Here is a 16,956-nt window from a genome sequence, read left to right on the forward strand (position 1 = left end):
TTTTTGACAGGATTAACAGGATGGAAAGGATAGTTTTTTTTGACAGGATTAACAGGATGAATGGGATGTTTCTTCTGTCACCCTTGCACCTCTTTACCAAATTAGATTTAACTTCAACTTAAGGTGTTTTGTTATTACAGATATTTCGGGGAAAAAGTTTTTAGTTAGGAATAGCAATGAAAAAGTTCATACTATTTACTGTATTGTTGTTTGTGTGCTTAATCGCTGAAGATAACCATTCGCAACAGGCATTGCAAAAATGGATAGATCAATTACAATCGAAAGATAGAAAACAACAAATACATGCTATAAAAGAATTGCGGAAAATAGGTAACAAAGCTTACAAAAGTTTACCTGAACTTCAAAATTTACTAAGCCACTCTCTGGAAAATAGTGATCAAGAACTTTTTTGGCTAGCTAGCCAAACTGCTAGAGACATTGGCGCTTCTGTCTCAATCAAAAAACAACTCCCGCTTGAAAAAACTAAAGTCAAATCTATACAAGAAAAACAACGTACAACTTCATTTTTAACTAGGAACCTTGGGGGGTTAAATGTTTTAGGTGCAAGTAGTGATTTCCGACAGAGATTACGATATGGCAAAAGGCATGCTCTCGTTATTGGGATTAACAAATACCAACATTACACACCACTTGAAGGTCCTAGCTTTGATGCAGGAGAGGTTGCATCAATTTTGACAGGGCGTTATGGTTTTGAAAATGTTGTCTACTTATGTGATACCATCCCTCAACAAGTTTATCGCCAACATAATTTAACTCTGGTAGGAGAAAAAGAAAATGAAAAAGTATATAAAGATAAATACGGTAGTGAAAAAATCGTTGTAGCTACCTACATAACAAAAGCAGTTGTTCAAAAGTATTTAGATGACATCTGTAGGGAAGTAAACAACAATGACTCATTGATGTTGTTTTATGCTGGTCATGGAGTGACAGGATATTTAGTACCAGCAGATAGTACAAAAAATAAGACACAAAATCTTTCTTTAAAAAGTATTGGCGAACAACTATCTAGGGCAGAAGCACGTCATACCTTAATGGTCTTGGATTGTTGTTTTGGTGGTTCTATCCTTCAGGATAAATATAAACCTAAGTTAGAAGGGTATAGCAATACAACATTTCAATTTGGCAAGGGTGAAAACATTGATCGTGTATTTGCTCGTAGAGCTTTTCAGATAATTACTGCTGGCACCGGAAATGAAGCGGTTGCGGATAAATTGGGAATTTCTGCAAAATATGCACAGCTAACAGGTACAAAGGATCACTCACCATTTTCTGCTGTTTTTCTTCAAGCCTTAAAAGGATTAACTGGTCGTGCAGACGGAATTCAGCTCGTTTCTGATTTGGGTTACTATATGATGACAACTCTTGTCAATGATGATCGTTTGAACGCATCGCAAACACCTCGATATGCTAATATTGGAGATGGAGACTTTATGTTTTTCCCAAAAGATAAAGTTTTGAATCCCAAGTTAATTGCACCATTGTATTTAGATGAAAAGAGCTACACAGATATACGAATCTCTTCGTGCGAGGCGCTTAAGAAGTTTATTATCCAGCAAAAGAGTAAAAAAGAGCGGATAGCATTGACAAAAAATGCAATAGTCCATATTAATAAATTACTAAAAGAAGAACAACAAGATGTGAACTATGCAGCAATAAAATTTATTGATGACATGGTCGAAAACTATGTACAGGCAAAAGAAGTAGATGAACTTCGTAAGGTAATAGATGATATCTCTGATTTGTTAGACAAAGAGATTGTTGAGGAACAGAGAAAAGCAGAAAAATCTACCGAAAAACAAAAGGAGAAAAACGAGAAAAATGAAAAAACAACAATTCTTATTGTAGCGAACGTTCTAAAGAAACTGGGGATTTACGCTAACGAAAAAACTGTATTGAGTCTAAAAAACTATGTCATAAATTATCAGAAGCCCTTGTGGCAGAAGAATAGTATTGGATACACTATACCGATGGAGGTGCATAACTACATTGCTCAATTAGATTCCTCTAGTTTACAAAAAACTATACAAGGACAAATGTTATTGTATAGTCATGAAAGTTCTGTATACGAATGGTTGAATAGTAAAGGAATAGAGTTAGTTCTAAAATATGACAATGAAATAAAGTTGTTAATCGAAGATGCTCAGATTATGTTGAATAAATCGCAATTAGTAAGAAAATCGATACTTGATGAAGTAAGAAAGCAAGGGACGGGAAAGAGTAATTATTACAGTGAGCAAGATATAAATGATAAGTATGAGCAATGTGGGGCATATGCGAATAAGGCTTTGGAATTACTAGAAAAAATTAAAAATCCAGGTAAAAAACACAAAGGCCTGATAGAAAAAATCAAGCAATCCAGTCACGAAATGATTTGGCTAGCTTTACATCGTTATAATAGTCGGTTCGTTTGGCAAACCACTACATTGAAATATTCTAACGTAATAAAATTTGCAGTATTTAGCCCTGATGGCAAAATTCTCGCTTCAGCTTCTGGTGCATCGATACAATTATCTGATGCTGTAACTGGTAGACAAATCGCAGTTTTAAAAATAGAGGGGGCAGTTAACTCTGTAGCATTTAGCCCAAATGGCAAAGTCATTGTTTCAGCATCGGATGATAAGTCGTTATGTATATGGGATGTGGAAAGTAAAAAACAAATTGCTATGCTCAAAGGACATTCTAGATCAGTTAACTCAGTAGCATTTAGTCCAGACGGTAAAATTATTGCCTCTGGTTCAAACGACAAATCTATAAGTATATGGGATGTGGAAAGTAAAAAACAAATTGCTATACTCAAAGGACATTCTGCAGCAGTTAACTCTGTAGCATTTAGCCCAAATGGCAAAGTCATTGTTTCAGCATCGGATGATAAGTCGTTATGTATATGGGATGTGGAAAGTAAAAAACAAATTGCTATGCTCAAAGGACATTCTAGATCAGTTAACTCAGTAGCATTTAGTCCAGACGGTAAAATTATTGCCTCTGGTTCAAACGACAAATCTATAAGTATATGGGATGTGGAAAGTAAAAAACAAATTGCTATACTCAAAGGACATTCTGCAGCAGTTAACTCTGTAGCATTTAGCCCAAATGGCAAAATTATTGCCTCTGGTTCAAACGACAAATCTATAAGTCTATGGAATAAATCCACTAGTCAACAAATAGCTGTATTGCTAGGACATAGTGACACTATTAACACCATAGTATTTAGTCCAAACGGTAAAGTTATTGCCTCTGGATCTCAAGATCAATCTTTGAATTTATGGGATGTGACGACCGGTAAGCAAATTACCGATGCTGGGCATACTGGTAGAGTTAATTCAGTAGCATTTAGTCCAAATGGTAAAATCATTGCTTCATGTTCAGATGATAAGTCGGTACGATTATGGAGTTCGAAGACTGGTAAGCAAATTACTCTTCTTTCTGGACATACTGAGAGGGTTAATTCAGTAGCATTTAGTCCAAATGGTAAAATCATTGCTTCATGTTCAGATGATAAGTCGGTACTATTATGGGATGCGACGACCGGTAAGCAAATTACTCTTCTTTTTGGACATACTGAGAGGGTTAATTCAGTAGCATTTAGTCCAAATGGTAAAATCATTGCTTCATGTTCAGATGATAAGTCGGTACGATTATGGAGTTCGAAGACTGGTAAGCAAATTACTCTTCTTTCTGGACATACTGAGAGGGTTAATTCAGTAGCATTTAGTCCAAATGGTAAAATCATTGCTTCATGTTCAGATGATAAGTCGGTACTATTATGGAGTTCGAGGACTGGTAAGCAAATTACTCTTCTTTCTGGACATACTGAGAGGGTTAATTCAGTAGCATTTAGTCCAAATGGTAAAACCATCGCTTCAGCTTCGTTTAGTGGAGTAAAATTGTTTAATATAGTGACTCGTAAAGTAACAGAATTTTCTACTTCAGTAATGGCTAAATCTATTGCATTTAGTCCCGATGGTGAGACACTTGCTTCAGCTTCAAGTGATATGTTTGTGCGACTATGGGATACAAACAGTGCAAAACAAATTGCTATACTTGAGAGACACACTGACGATGTCAATTCAGTAGCATTTAGTCCTGATGGCAAATTTGTTATTTCTGCATCATCTGATCGCTCAATTTGCTTGTGGAAAACAAGATATGAGAATACTTTTTTTCTTTCGGGGCATAAGTCAAGCATCAACTCAGTAGCATTTAGTCCTGATGGCAAAATCATTGCTTCATGTTCAGACGGTAGAGGAGCATCGGTATGGGATAAAACTAGGTCTATAAGATTATGGGATACAAGTAGTGGAAAACAAACTACCATACTTAGTGGACATACTGATACTGTTAACTCTGTAGCGTTTAGTCCAGATGGCAAATTTATCGCTTCATGCTCAGAAGATAGGTCTATAATATTATGGGATACAACTAGCGCAGAACAGTTTACTATTCTTAGTGGACATACCAATGCAGTTAATTCTGTAGTGTTTAGTCCCGATGGTAAAATTATTGCTTCATGTTCAGACGATAGGTCAGTACGATTATGGGATGTAAGCAGTGGAAAACAAACTGCCATGCTTAGGGGACATACTAATACGGTTCATTGTGTTATATTTAGTCCAGATGGCAAAATCATTGCTTCAGCTTCAAGAGATAAGTCTATAAGATTATGGGATACAACTAGCGCAGAACAGTTTACTATTCTTAGTGGACATACCAATGCAGTTAATTCTGTAGTGTTTAGTCCAGATGGTAAAATTATTGCTTCATGTTCAGACGATAGGTCAGTACGATTATGGGATGTAAGCAGTGGAAAACAAACTGCCATGCTTAGGGGAAATACTAATACGGTTCATTGTGTTATATTTAGTCCAGATGGCAAAATCATTGCTTCAGCTTCAAGAGATAAGTCTATAAGATTATGGGATACAACTAGCGCAAAACAAATTGCTATACTCCAGGGACATACCAATGCAGTTAATTATGTGACATTTAGTCCAGATGGCAAATTCATCGCTTCAGCTTCAAACGATAACTCTGTGAGATTATGGGATTCGTTATCCGGCAAACAAATTGCTAAGCTCCAGGGACACACTGGTGTGGTTAATTATGTGGCATTTAGTCCAAATGGTAGGATGCTTGCTTCAACTTCAAGAGATAAGTCTGTAAGATTATGGGATACAACTAGCACAAAACAAATTGCTATATGTGGCAGATATGTTGATATCTTAGCAATAGCATTTAGTCCAGATGGTTTACATATCTCCGGTAGTGACTACAATGATCCTATAGTGGGAGTGTGGGATAGTAAAACTGGAGCTCTTCTTGCTACTCTCGAAGGGCATACCGATGTGGTTAATTCTGTAGTGTTTAGTCCAGATGGCAAATTTATCGCTTCAGCTTCAAGAGATAAGTCTATAAGATTATGGGATACAACTAGCGCAAAACAGCTTGTCATTCTTAGAGGACATACCGATGCAGTTAATTCTGTAGTGTTTAGTCCGGATGGCAAATTTATCGCTTCAGCTTCAAAAGATAAATCTGTGAGATTATGGGATGTATATAATGCAAAACAAATTGCTACATTTGAAGAACATACTGATGTAGTTAATTCTGTTGCGTTTAGTCCAGACGGCAAAATTCTCGTTTCAGTTTCAAACGATAAATCTGTGAGATTATGTGGTACAAGTGGTTTAAAACAGCTTATTATTCTTAGAGGACATACCGATGCAGTTAATTCTGTAGTGTTTAGTCCGGATGGCAAAATTCTCGCTTCAGCTTCAAAAGATAAATCTGTGAGATTATGGGATGTAAATAATGCAAAACAAATTGCTACATTTGAAGAACATACTGATGCAGTTAATTCTGTTGCGTTTAGCCCCGATAGCAAAATTGTTATGACAAAGAATGCGGAACATAATACAATACAGTTATGGGATGTAGCAACCTGTAAACAAGTATCTATTTTCCCGATACGGAGTGGTGTAATTACCTCTCTACTATTTAGTCCAGATGGAAATATTGTTTCCTGTTTACGAGACATGCGTGATTACTCTTCTCATCTTACCATAATTAAAAATTCGTTTATAGATTTAAAAAAGTTATCTTTTTTTTACAAAAAGCATAAAGGCGATTCCAACAGATTTCTGAGTTATTTTGGTCAAGGCAATAAATCGTACTTTTCATATAAAGTAAACTCCGACATGACTCTTAGCAAGAAGAACACTCAAAAGTATTTTTGGAGTCGTATAAAGGCCACTCCCTCGAAATATCCATGGACCAATGTAAAAGCTCACGAAATCAATAGAAAATTGCGACAGGCTTATATAAATAAAGATAAAAATAATATCAAAAAACAACATCTAGAATATCTACTCCGCTTTAACCGTAAAGACTACATCGAAACTGTTGCTGATATTTATACATGGCAGGGAAATAAAACAAAAGCCAAAATGTTAATGTCAAAAATTACTTCAAAAGATTTACTTGTGCCTATAAAGATTAAAAAATCTCAAGAAATATTAAACGAAGAGTCTGTTATAAAAACACTCAAACTGCTAAGTTTCGCAGAAAACTTGTCGAAAGCTTTACCAGACATAGATCAAGATGATGATGGTGATGGAGAATATAGGCTACTAGCCGAGTTGCAGCTAACTAGAGACTCTCGTACAAGAAGTGGCAAGAAGCTGCAACCCATGATTAAAAAACTCGGAACTATCAATGAATATGGATTTTTAAATAAATATGGTTACTACTTTCAGATTTTTCTTCCGTCTTCATTAGGTAAACCTTTAACTGATAGCACATCGAGAAAGGCTGCTCCATATGAAACTGAATATAATGTTATTGATATGCAAGAACAACATTTTCGCATTTATGCTTGGCCAATAGTTTTCGGGGAAGGCGGACGTAAAGCGTTTTCTGTTGATTCGACAGAGAACGTAATCTATATTGATAATGTTGACAAATTTGGAAATCCCTTACTTGAAGGTAAAAAAAGTCCCCATTTTGAAGATTGTATTGCTAATACAAAAAGAACTAACGATCCAGCCAAATTTGTTGTTGACCAGTCATATGGAGATGCTAATGTTCGTGGTACAACAGTACAATGGAAAATTGTTCAAAAAAAACAACCACAAAAACTAGCCCAAAAAATTTCTTCCTACCAGTTTTCTAATGAATTGTCGCTCAAAAAATGGACTCGTCCCGCAAATTTACCTAGTGAGTATCTATCGAATGACAAACGTGCCTTTAATATTAATACACTTTTACAACAAGCACTTTGGAAACAAAATAAAGAAGTTATTAATTACAAAGATATTGATTACCTAAGTCATTTTACTAGGCACGATTATATTGAAACAGTAGCTTGCACTTATGCTTGGTTGGGAATGGAAGAACAAGCAAAGGAAGTTGCTAAAAGAGGATTGCCAGATACTCAAATATTGGTTAAGCTGCTGCTTTTGAAGTTTTCCTTTAGAGAAATAGAGCAACATGTTAAAGACAACTTTTCTGGACTCCATGAAAAATTACATGGTATTTACACAGAAGAAAAACTAGAGGCGCTAAGTAAACGTGAACTGGCAATTTTTACAGCTTTTATAAAAATGCGAAATGAATGCATTGATATTTTGGCAACAAAATTAGGTACTTATAGAAGTATGGCGTTATTTCCTCCATATATTGATACTCTCGCAATGATACATGCTTGGTTGGGAAATGAAAAAATCGCAAAGAAATTTGTTAGCAGTTCAAAGTTAAAACAACGAGTGCCGCTACTACTTAAAAAGTTTACTCCAAAACAAGTTGAAAGTATTTGTAGTGGCGAACTTAATAAGAGAATATGGGAGTTGTATCTTGATGAAAAGGTGAATAAAATAAACCAACAAGATTTTCAATTATTGCATCACGCTACAGAGGAAGAGTCAAAAAACACTGTCGCAACTATTTATGATTATTTGGATTATAAGATTCAAGATAGAATATGTCAGTCCAGAAACACTTTAGCAACTATTTATGCCTATCAAGGAAATGTAAAGCAAGCAATATTTTTCGCCAAAAAAGCCACTTTACAAACTCCTATTCGTGTCGAGTTGTTATTGTCAAAGTTTTCTCCCAAAACAGTGGAAAATTTACTTAACCAAGAAGCATGCCAGTTTTACCTTTTACTCTATATTCATTACTATGGGCAGCAAGATAAACTTAGCGATATTTACGATGTATATCTAAGAAGGATAATAAGATACACAAATAGCAAGGAGTTATACAAGCAAGATGTCCTTTGGAAAGTCTTTCAGTACTACCGTGGTAAAATCTCAGAAGAAGAAATATTATTGGAAGCAAAAAGTAAAGATGTCAAACGTCGATGTCAGGTTTATTGTTACCTGGGAATGTTAGCTAAAACAAAGGGACAAAAAGATAAAGCTAACAAATATTTGCAGTTATGCTTAAAGCAAAACCTCTTAAACCTAATAGAAACTAGGCTGGCGAAGATTGAATTACGCGTCACCACCACAGGGGAGAAAAGAATCAACGCACTCCTACGCGTTGCCGAGGAAGAACTCGCCATACAGCAACTAAACATCAACATAAGCAAAGCCGCTCCCCAGGGTTGGGAGAGTTCATTATGGGAGTTGTGTTGGAATGCGGAGAAGGAATGTATCGACTTTACGGTAGAGGAGTGGGGAGCTTTGTCGCACGAGAAGCAGGTGGAGTTAGCGCACAGCTATCAGGAGTGGTATGCGCAGGTGAAGGGGTTGGAGTTGACGAAAGAGATTGAAAGAAGTGGTGCGAAGTTTGTGTTGAAGATGATACCGCCGGGGAAGTTTTGGATGGGATCACCGCAGGGAGAAAAGGATCGTGAGGATGATGAAGTACGACATAAGGTGTGGGTGAGTGAGGTGTACTATGTGGGGGAGACGGGGGTGATGCAGGGGCAGTGGTCGGCTGTTATGGGCTCGAATCCATCTGAGTTTAAAGATGTGGGTTTACAGGGGCCGGTGGAGAGCGTATCGTGGGAGGATTGTGCGGAGTTTTGTAAAAGAGTGGGGATGAGGTTATTGACGGAGGCGGAGTGGGAGTATGCTTGTCGCGCGGGGACAACGAGGGCTTATAATTTAGGAGATAGTATAGATACTTCGAAAGTATGTTTTGACCCCAATTGGTCAGGACAAACAGCGAGTACAGTTGCAGTAAAAAGTTTACCCAATGAAAATAGCTGGGGGTGTTATGATTTTCATGGGAATGTGTGGGAGTGGTGCAGTGACAGGTATGGTGATTACAGTACTGCTGAGCAGAAGGATCCCAAAGGCTCACTAGAGGGCTGGGAACGGGTGCTTCGTGGCGGCTGCTGGAAGTACGGAGCCAGGGAATGTCGGTCGGCTCTGCGCTTCGGCTACAGGCCCGGCGGCCGCGATAGCGGTGTGGGTTTGCGCCTCTGCGTTTCGGGTGCGAAAGTCAAGTAACAGTTGACTTGTATCCCTTTGCTCTTTTTCTTTTTTACCCCTTTGCGCGACGTAAAAATGGACTACAATAGTACAGTAAAACAACACATGTATGTAGTCTGTCTGTAGGTTTACTGTGCAGTCTATCTATAGGCATCTCTGTAGACAAATCTATAGAAGCTACTGGCAATTTACTGCACAGTAGCAATAACTGGATGAGGACTTTCTCTATTACTATTGACTAATAGAGAAAGTCCTCCTCCAGTATGGGAAAAAATTCCTATAGGGATGACCTATAGCGCAGTGCCTCTGCAAAAGTTTCCGTAGTAGTTGCATAAGTAGGAGTTACCTAACAGAAGAAAGGGGAGAGTACTGCAACCGTTTTAATTTAAATGATTTAGAATCAAGAAAATAATGATTTCGAATATAACGAGAAAGTTTAGTAAGAGTAAATTTAGTATTTTTGATATTCCAACGCAAAGAAGGAGAAAGAGCGGTAATGATGGTAGGCGAAAAACTTCTTTTTTAGATACTCACCACTTTCGATCCCCATATCCATTTCTAGGCGAAAATAACAGATTGGTTTCGCGTCGCGGTAGATGGTGAATTCACCGTCGCTACGTAAGTATAAATTTTGCTTACCGTTTTTTATGCGAACCTCAAGGCGTTTCATCTCGCCATTAAATTCGTTAGCACTTTCCATACTGTATTCACTAGCGAGAAGAGCTGTGTGCATCGTTTTTTCCCATTTGCGGATCATGTGAAAATGGCGTAGATGTCTAATACAAGGATTAACAGGATGGATGGGATGTTTTTTTGACAGGATTAACAGGATGGACAGGATGTTAGGATAAGTGCTCTTTTAGAACCTCTTGTGCTTGTGCATTAGAGGTTCTTGTTTGTATTTTCTAAATTTGCTTTGCATCCACTGCGACAAGATGTGCTAGTAGTTCTTTGTTTACTTCATCGGTACACTGCCGTAGTATTCCGTGACCAGCGTTGGGAAAAGATACTAGGCGTGAGCCTTTGATCAAGCGGTGCAGAACATCGTTTTCACTTGGTGCCACTAAATAATCACAATCAGGGCGTAAAATGAGTACGGGCAATTGCAGAAGATGTAATGAAGGCTTGGTATTGTGAGCAATCACCGCCTTTACATGTGCGGAAACGACGTTCTTGGGTATTTTACGTTGGTAAATTTGCGACAAATGCTCGTGTTGTTCTTTGCTAAGAGTTTTTAGGTAACTTTTGGGAAAGAGTAATTCTTTTACTAATTGTGCGCGTTGCTCGTTACTTTTGCATCCCAACGTTTTTAGCCAAAACATAAAACTATGTGTTGTCGGCGCGGGAGATAAAACCCCACCGGCAGAGGTCGCTAAAAGGCTCAAAGAGCGAACGCGATGTGGGTACATTAACGTCACGTGTTGTGCGATCATCCCCCCCATGGAAATACCAATTACATGAGCACTTTCCCAACCAACTTCCTCAAGTAGCCTACCAACATCAATGGCCATTTCCGCCATCGACTTTCCGCCTCGCGGAAGGGGATCGCTTTCTCCTATTCCCAAATGATCAAATATGAGAACACGATGTTTTTTACTCAGCACTGGTATCTGACAACCCCATACACTACCGAGCATACCTAAACCCATAATTAAAACAACAGGTGTTCCCTCGTCACCATAAATTTGATAGGCGATTCCTGATTTTGCCTTGTTCACTTTTGATTCTCCATTTTTATCGTTGTGATCCTAGTTGTTATGTGTATACCTATCTTAATTTCAGGACGGTTCGTCTCTACAAAAGATCCTTGAGAAGATATGTTGGTGCATATGCGGCTTCTTGACAAAGTTCATCTAAATTTGCCACTCCTGTTCCAATAAGTGCGGAGTCAATTCCGAAATCGTAAGCACCTTTGATATCGGTCAACATTTGGTCTCCGACCATCACCATGTCTTTTGTACCACAGCGCAAAAAAGCCTCTTCGTAGATAAATTTATTTGGTTTTCCCAAACGCACAAAAGACAAATTGTCGCGTTGTGGGTAGCGCAAACGTAGCGCATTTTCGATAATAAGCGCCACACTACCACTTGTCATACCGAAATATCCTGCGGCTTTTGGATAGATATAGTCGGGGTTTGGCAGTACTAGTTTTATATTTTCTCCGCGATCGAAAGTCGCAAATAGTGTCGACAACACCAAATCGATGGTCTCGATAAACGGGTAATCACCACCATCGCAAATCACCAAAACATCGGCTTTGGTATCCTTGCCAACAAAGGGAACAATTTTTCCTCCCGCCTCGCCAACATAAGAGCGCGAATCTTCCGACCCCAGAAACAAACACTTACATCCTTGTAAGTTGTTATCTGCAAAATATCTTGACAGTAGACTTCCTGAAGGAATCACTTTGTCTTCCGATATTTCTAAACCCAAACGTGCGTACTTACGCGACAACGTGCCCGGTTGTTTCGAGGCATCGTTGGTTAAAATTAAATATGACTTATTTTCGGTGTTCAAACGCTCAATAAACTGTTTTGCCCCTGGTAAAGCAGAATTTTTGTCTACTAAAACCCCATAGGCATCTAACAAAATAGTGGAGTATTTTTCGATAATTTCATTCGCAGTGATGGTATTCACAGTTGTACTTTCTATAAACAATATCAAAATCATAAACCAAGATTGGAGTTTACCTGATTTACTGTGTGTAGTATAATTTAAAACAAAACTCTGGAGTCGCATATGAATTTTGATGGAAATTTTAGAACCTTCGCCCAAGTCAATATACAACCTGTACAAAAGTTAGTGGCCGGTTTTTCGGAAAGCGATTGGCAACAAAATTCTTTACGTCAACAAAAGTTCAAAGCTCACCACAGCACCGACACCATTTTTATCAAATTTATCAACAAGTCTCATTGCATCGTTGAAGAAGATATCATACAAAAAATCCAACCAACCCTGGACTCTATTATCGATAATTTACAAAAAACTTTTGGTTACACAAACATTGATATTGAAAGAATCATTCTTACACGTCTTAAGCCAAAAACAGAAATTTCACGTCACCGCGATAAGGGTCTTATATTTGAAACAAATCACCGTCTACACATCCCCATACAGACAAATGAAAAAGTTTCTTTTACCGTAGGTAAGGAACAAAAATGCCTACAGCAAGGAAAAATGTACGAAATCAATAACCGCAGACTTCACAGTGTCAAAAATGCAAGTAATGAGTCGCGAATTCATATGATCGTCGATTGTAATAGTCGACGCTCTCGTATCGAATTTATCAAAAATAAATGCACAACACATTTGTTTTTAGCTCCAATAAATAATAGTGGCTCTACGTATTTAAAAAAGATATTGCGTAAGTGCGCTAAAACAATTTTTTTTAAAAAAGAGGGCCAATTTGTTGCCGACTTTTGTGGACCAGTCCCCAAAGACAAAAGTTTATCTTTTTTATGGGCAAATGATCCGTACTACCCCTCTATACTACAAAATGACAGTCACTACGATTGGAAAAAAATTAAAGATGCCTGGTATTATGCCGCGTCATTTCATTATCGAAAAGGAGCATGTGTATTTCTCGAAAAGTCTCCTCCCAATATTGCACGTATTTCTCTTTTACAAAGAAATTTTTCCCATGCAAAATTCATATTCACAGTGCGCAACCCATATGCCATTATCGAAAGTACCAAACGCAGCCGTAAAGACGTTTACAACGTGAATGCCGCTGCAAATCACGTTGTGAATTGTTTGCGCATACAAAGAGATAACATTGAGAAATTCCCCAACAGTATATTTTTTACCTACGAACAAATGTGCGACAACTATCGGGAGATTGAACAAAAAATCAAATATTTTCTACCAGAACTCGAAGACATAAATCTAAATCAGAAAATACCGATAAAAAGACGCTACAATGAATTTTTGCGTAATATGAATGAAGAGCAAGTCGCGCGACTTTCTGTAAAAGAAATAGAGAGTATACGGCCAATATTTGGGCAAAATCGCGATATTTTGGACTATTTTGGGTATGAAATTCTCTAAGTCCCTGTTCTAGGGACTTAGGATTAAGATCTTTACTTGGTAAGTTTTAAGGAATGTTCTAATTGGGAGTTTTCCCAACGAGGCGTAGGATAAAATTCCATTTTGCGTGAATGACGCGTTGAAAAAACTTGGTTATTCGCCAGGATTTCCGCGGTAAAAGTGGTCGAATGTAAACAAATACCGCATATCCGCACCTAGCAAAGAAGTAAATGATTCTATAACGCATGACCCGTGCAAACTTTTCAAATCCGGGCGTATTTTCCCAAATAGCGATAAAGGCGTCTATTCCACGGTGCATTTTCCCATCACCAGATTTTACGTGCAAGTTGACATGTATGTCGCAATCTTCAACGCCGTAGTTTTCTGCACGGAACTCGGAGTCGCATATGTCGACAAAATCTATGCTGTTCTTTGCATCTTTCTTTTTGTAGTGAGATATTTCGGCGGAGCAGACGCAGCACTCTCCGTCATAGAATACTTGCATTTTTTCACTTGTACTCATGCTTTCACCTTCGTTGAGAATAACTTGGTAAACACATATTCTAATTTATGTAAACAAAACCTCTGCTATAAATATAGTATAAAAACTACAATATTGCAATAAAATGTTTTTTTTATTTCACATTTTTATAAAGAAAAGTAGAAGATACAAAAATCCCGCCCGCAAGGTTACTTGTTTTCTGGCGTTTGTTCCTTATTGTTTTTGTCTGTTGCTTTTTCGTTTTTTTCGCTGTCCGAATTAGGTTCTAATTTTTTCGCTTCCGGATTAAAACCATTGTTTAGGGTATGACGCAATATCCATTCAACGTCACTCGCAAATTCTTTTTCCTTCTTTGAAAGTTCTTCCTCTTCGGCTTTTTTTTGTTCTTCGGCTTTACGTTCTTCTTCGGCCTTTAACTGCTGTTGACGTTTTTGTTCCTCTATCTCTTGTTGGCTTGTGCATCCACAAAGTACCACCAAGATTAGGATGAAAATTTCTCTCATTCTCGTTCCTAAAAAGTAATAAGGTCTTGAGGCATGTGCGACACATCTAGACAACTCATCTCTTTTGTATCCCACGTAATTTTTAAAATACAAGCATTTGCCACTGGAAATTTACGCATGTCTTGATACTTTTGCATCAGCGAAAAACAATCGCGGTATTGCTTTGTCAACTGCAATAATAAAATCAAACGTATCACCAAACCATGAGTAAAAATAACGATATTGTTTTGCGGTGCAGCGTCGATTTTGGAAAAACATTCTTCAATTCTCGCGACAAACTCGGTAAAAGATTCGGCCCCTGGACCTTCGACAAGTTCAGGATCATTATCTTTCCAATACTTTTCCGCCATGGGTTTACGCTCCCCCATCGTAGTACCTTTGTAACGATCTGGGCTTAGATAAGTAAACTCATGTAGCGGCCACTCTTCGTGGCTCACTTTTGAAAAACGCGACATAAAATCTTGCGCCGTTTCCTTCGTACGAATATAGCGGGAGGTCACAATTAAGTCTGGTTGAACATCAAATCCTTCACTCAAAAGCTGCGCTTGGCGTTTACCAAGATCTGTGAGAGGTATACCAGAAGGACTATGCGTTATTTCCCCTGCATTGCCTGTACTTTGAGCATGGCGAATAAACCATACGGTTTTATTCATGATATTTCACTTCCTTTAAACAGACAAAGGCCACAGAATTGTGTTTCTGTGGCCTTTACGAATTATTATTTTTTCCATACCGCGTTTAGTTGTTCCACACCACCCCATGCGGAAAAAAGGCGTTGCCCTGTTGCACGAATTTCTTCACGCGTTCGCAGTTTGCCGTTGCCTTGTCCTGACCCAGGAAAGACAATAAAAACAACTCCGCTGCTAACACCACCTTTTTTGGGACTGGAATGAATACCAAGATCTTCCGCTAAGGCAATAGACCCTTCACCAATATGGTTTTTTGGCCCAACATCAGAGTACATGGCATATGCCACTTTACCACTTCGTGTATTTACCACCGCAGCGATGTCTCCTAATTTAGCCCCCATAGATTTACGCGCTGGCAATACGAAATATGGAATGGTACTCGCATTGACATAGCGTCGCGGATCATAAATACTTTTTGCAGAAGAAAACATTGCCGTTTGCGAAACGTAGTAACCAGGAGCAGGGTCACTTGACTTTTGAACAACAGGTACGCCGTTTTTAGTCACAATTCCCCACCAATTTCCAGGGTATCCTGCGTTTGCCAAGTAATCTAGGCCTTTTCCTTTCTCACGATGGTATGCTTTTGGAGCGCCATCCGCGTCTACCGACATACCACTCCCCCAGAAAAAACCATTTTTACCTGGGACTTTCCAAATGGTCTTTCCCGCGGCCGCATCGTAAGCGACTTTCTTATTCACTACCTCACGTGCAAAAAACGCTTTTCCAGACAGAATCCTCTCCACAGCAATACGTAGAGCTTCTTTGCTTTGCCAATAGGAATGTCCACTCACAAAATCGCGAGAATCGGTATTGCCCACATTATCAATCGCATCTGCTCCGACAAGTCCCATCGCCGCTTGTGCACGCTTAATCTGTTGCATAAGTTCGCGATCAAATTCGCTACGCGCGATAGAATTTTCCAAATTGCGCATATATTGCAATTTTTCCTCTAGTGAAAGCGGAATAAAATTTTCCGCTCCGGAAAGTTCTTGCCAACTCTCACCTCGTCCAAACAGCCAGTACCACAGCGCATACATATATTTCAGTACTAAATCATCCTTTGAGAAATACACAAAATTGTTTCGCGCAATTTCGTTTGCCCCACTAAAGCTCTTGTGGAAAACATCGTGCTGTACCGCCGGAGCGAAAAAATGGCAATCTCCCCAATTAATATAGCGGGAACTATTGTCCTTTAGAGAACTGAGTAATACTCTGCAACCTAAGCTATGCGCAATAACATGCACTTTTCTGTCACCGTTATGCAAAGTAGAAATCGTCGTTAGTGTGTGCGTTAAGTAATCTCCCGCCTCATTGGCGTGCTTCACCGCTTTTCCGAAATCAATCGAAAAATTTACCGGCCAACAAAAACCCACATAGTTAAAGCGACCTGATTTACTGGCCACAGGATACACCTCTTTGTATGTATCCACTGCACTGTTGTAGGTATTGTTGAATCCGTGAATCAATACCACTGTATCTAAATTTGGATTCAAATTTTTGTGCAATTCTTCAAATTGCATTGCTTGTGGTGAGGAAAGAAATTTATTCTTACCATTATCGCAACGTACAACAGTAAGGCTACCTTTCTCACAAAAAACAACACTTGTCCATAACAGACATAGCGTCAAAATAAACTTCATCGAAAATCCCCTAAATGAAAGACCAATTTTGTAAACTTGATAAAATTGATCGCGTAAATTTCTCGTCTATTTTACTACCGTAACATTATAGTTTTATGTATAATTCAAATCCAATGGAAAACAATCTCGAAATGAAAT

General features: G+C 38.4%; 9 protein-coding genes. 2 read left to right on the forward strand and 7 right to left on the reverse strand.

Translation table 11 applies throughout. From position 1 onward, the window contains the following. Positions 1–176 precede the first annotated feature (176 nt). Complete coding sequence (locus UABAM_RS08145) at positions 177–9,476, forward strand: WD40 domain-containing protein (protein ID WP_151967504.1); 9,300 nt, start codon at positions 177–179, stop codon at positions 9,474–9,476. 433 nt (positions 9,477–9,909) lie between these two features. On the opposite strand, the gene UABAM_RS08150 is transcribed toward UABAM_RS08145, so the two are convergent. The 3 genes from UABAM_RS08150 to UABAM_RS08160 all read right to left on the reverse strand — a co-directional run bounded on the left by UABAM_RS08150 (position 9,910) and on the right by UABAM_RS08160 (position 12,095). Further along, positions 9,910–10,191 (reverse strand): hypothetical protein, encoded by a 282-nt coding sequence (locus tag UABAM_RS08150; protein WP_151967505.1) that lies wholly within the window; start codon positions 10,189–10,191, stop codon positions 9,910–9,912. Between the two features lie 172 nt (positions 10,192–10,363). Continuing rightward, entirely contained in the window at positions 10,364–11,176 is an 813-nt protein-coding gene (locus UABAM_RS08155; RefSeq protein ID WP_151967506.1) for an alpha/beta fold hydrolase, read from the reverse strand. A 76-nt stretch (positions 11,177–11,252) separates the two neighbouring features. Beyond that, positions 11,253–12,095, reverse strand: a complete 843-nt coding sequence (locus UABAM_RS08160; protein WP_173013202.1) for an HAD-IIA family hydrolase — start codon at positions 12,093–12,095, stop codon at positions 11,253–11,255. 102 nt (positions 12,096–12,197) lie between these two features. Between UABAM_RS08160 and UABAM_RS08165 the strand changes: the two genes are divergently transcribed. Further along, positions 12,198–13,505 (forward strand): aspartyl/asparaginyl beta-hydroxylase domain-containing protein, encoded by a 1,308-nt coding sequence (locus tag UABAM_RS08165; protein ID WP_151967508.1) that lies wholly within the window; start codon positions 12,198–12,200, stop codon positions 13,503–13,505. Between the two features lie 58 nt (positions 13,506–13,563). Here the strand turns inward: UABAM_RS08165 and UABAM_RS08170 are convergent, their stop codons facing one another. The 4 genes from UABAM_RS08170 to UABAM_RS08185 form a co-directional block, all read right to left on the reverse strand. Further along, on the reverse strand, positions 13,564–14,007 hold the full coding sequence (locus UABAM_RS08170; protein ID WP_151967509.1) for a thiol-disulfide oxidoreductase DCC family protein: 444 nt from the start codon (positions 14,005–14,007) through the stop codon (positions 13,564–13,566). Between the two features lie 167 nt (positions 14,008–14,174). Next, positions 14,175–14,489: a hypothetical protein gene (locus UABAM_RS08175; RefSeq protein ID WP_151967510.1), complete on the reverse strand. Its 315-nt coding sequence runs from the start codon at positions 14,487–14,489 to the stop codon at positions 14,175–14,177. Between the two features lie 8 nt (positions 14,490–14,497). After that, a complete protein-coding gene (locus UABAM_RS08180) occupies positions 14,498–15,142 on the reverse strand; it encodes a histidine phosphatase family protein (RefSeq protein ID WP_151967511.1) in 645 nt (214 codons plus the stop codon). Positions 15,143–15,207: 65 nt separating this feature from the next. Further along, entirely contained in the window at positions 15,208–16,818 is a 1,611-nt protein-coding gene (locus tag UABAM_RS08185) for an alpha/beta hydrolase (protein ID WP_151967512.1), read from the reverse strand. Between the last annotated feature and the right edge of the window lie 138 nt (positions 16,819–16,956).

This window comes from Candidatus Uabimicrobium amorphum, from assembly GCF_009002475.1.
Lineage (GTDB): Bacteria > Planctomycetota > Uabimicrobiia > Uabimicrobiales > Uabimicrobiaceae > Uabimicrobium > Uabimicrobium amorphum.

Coding starts and splice junctions, on each gene's coding strand:
- UABAM_RS08145 (WP_151967504.1), top strand. CDS start 177: ATGAAAAAGTTCATACTATTTACTGTATTGTTGTTTGTGTGCTTAATC.
- UABAM_RS08150 (WP_151967505.1), bottom strand. CDS start 10,191: ATGCACACAGCTCTTCTCGCTAGTGAATACAGTATGGAAAGTGCTAAC.
- UABAM_RS08165 (WP_151967508.1), top strand. CDS start 12,198: ATGAATTTTGATGGAAATTTTAGAACCTTCGCCCAAGTCAATATACAA.
- UABAM_RS08170 (WP_151967509.1), bottom strand. CDS start 14,007: ATGAGTACAAGTGAAAAAATGCAAGTATTCTATGACGGAGAGTGCTGC.
- UABAM_RS08175 (WP_151967510.1), bottom strand. CDS start 14,489: ATGAGAGAAATTTTCATCCTAATCTTGGTGGTACTTTGTGGATGCACA.
- UABAM_RS08180 (WP_151967511.1), bottom strand. CDS start 15,142: ATGAATAAAACCGTATGGTTTATTCGCCATGCTCAAAGTACAGGCAAT.
- UABAM_RS08185 (WP_151967512.1), bottom strand. CDS start 16,818: ATGAAGTTTATTTTGACGCTATGTCTGTTATGGACAAGTGTTGTTTTT.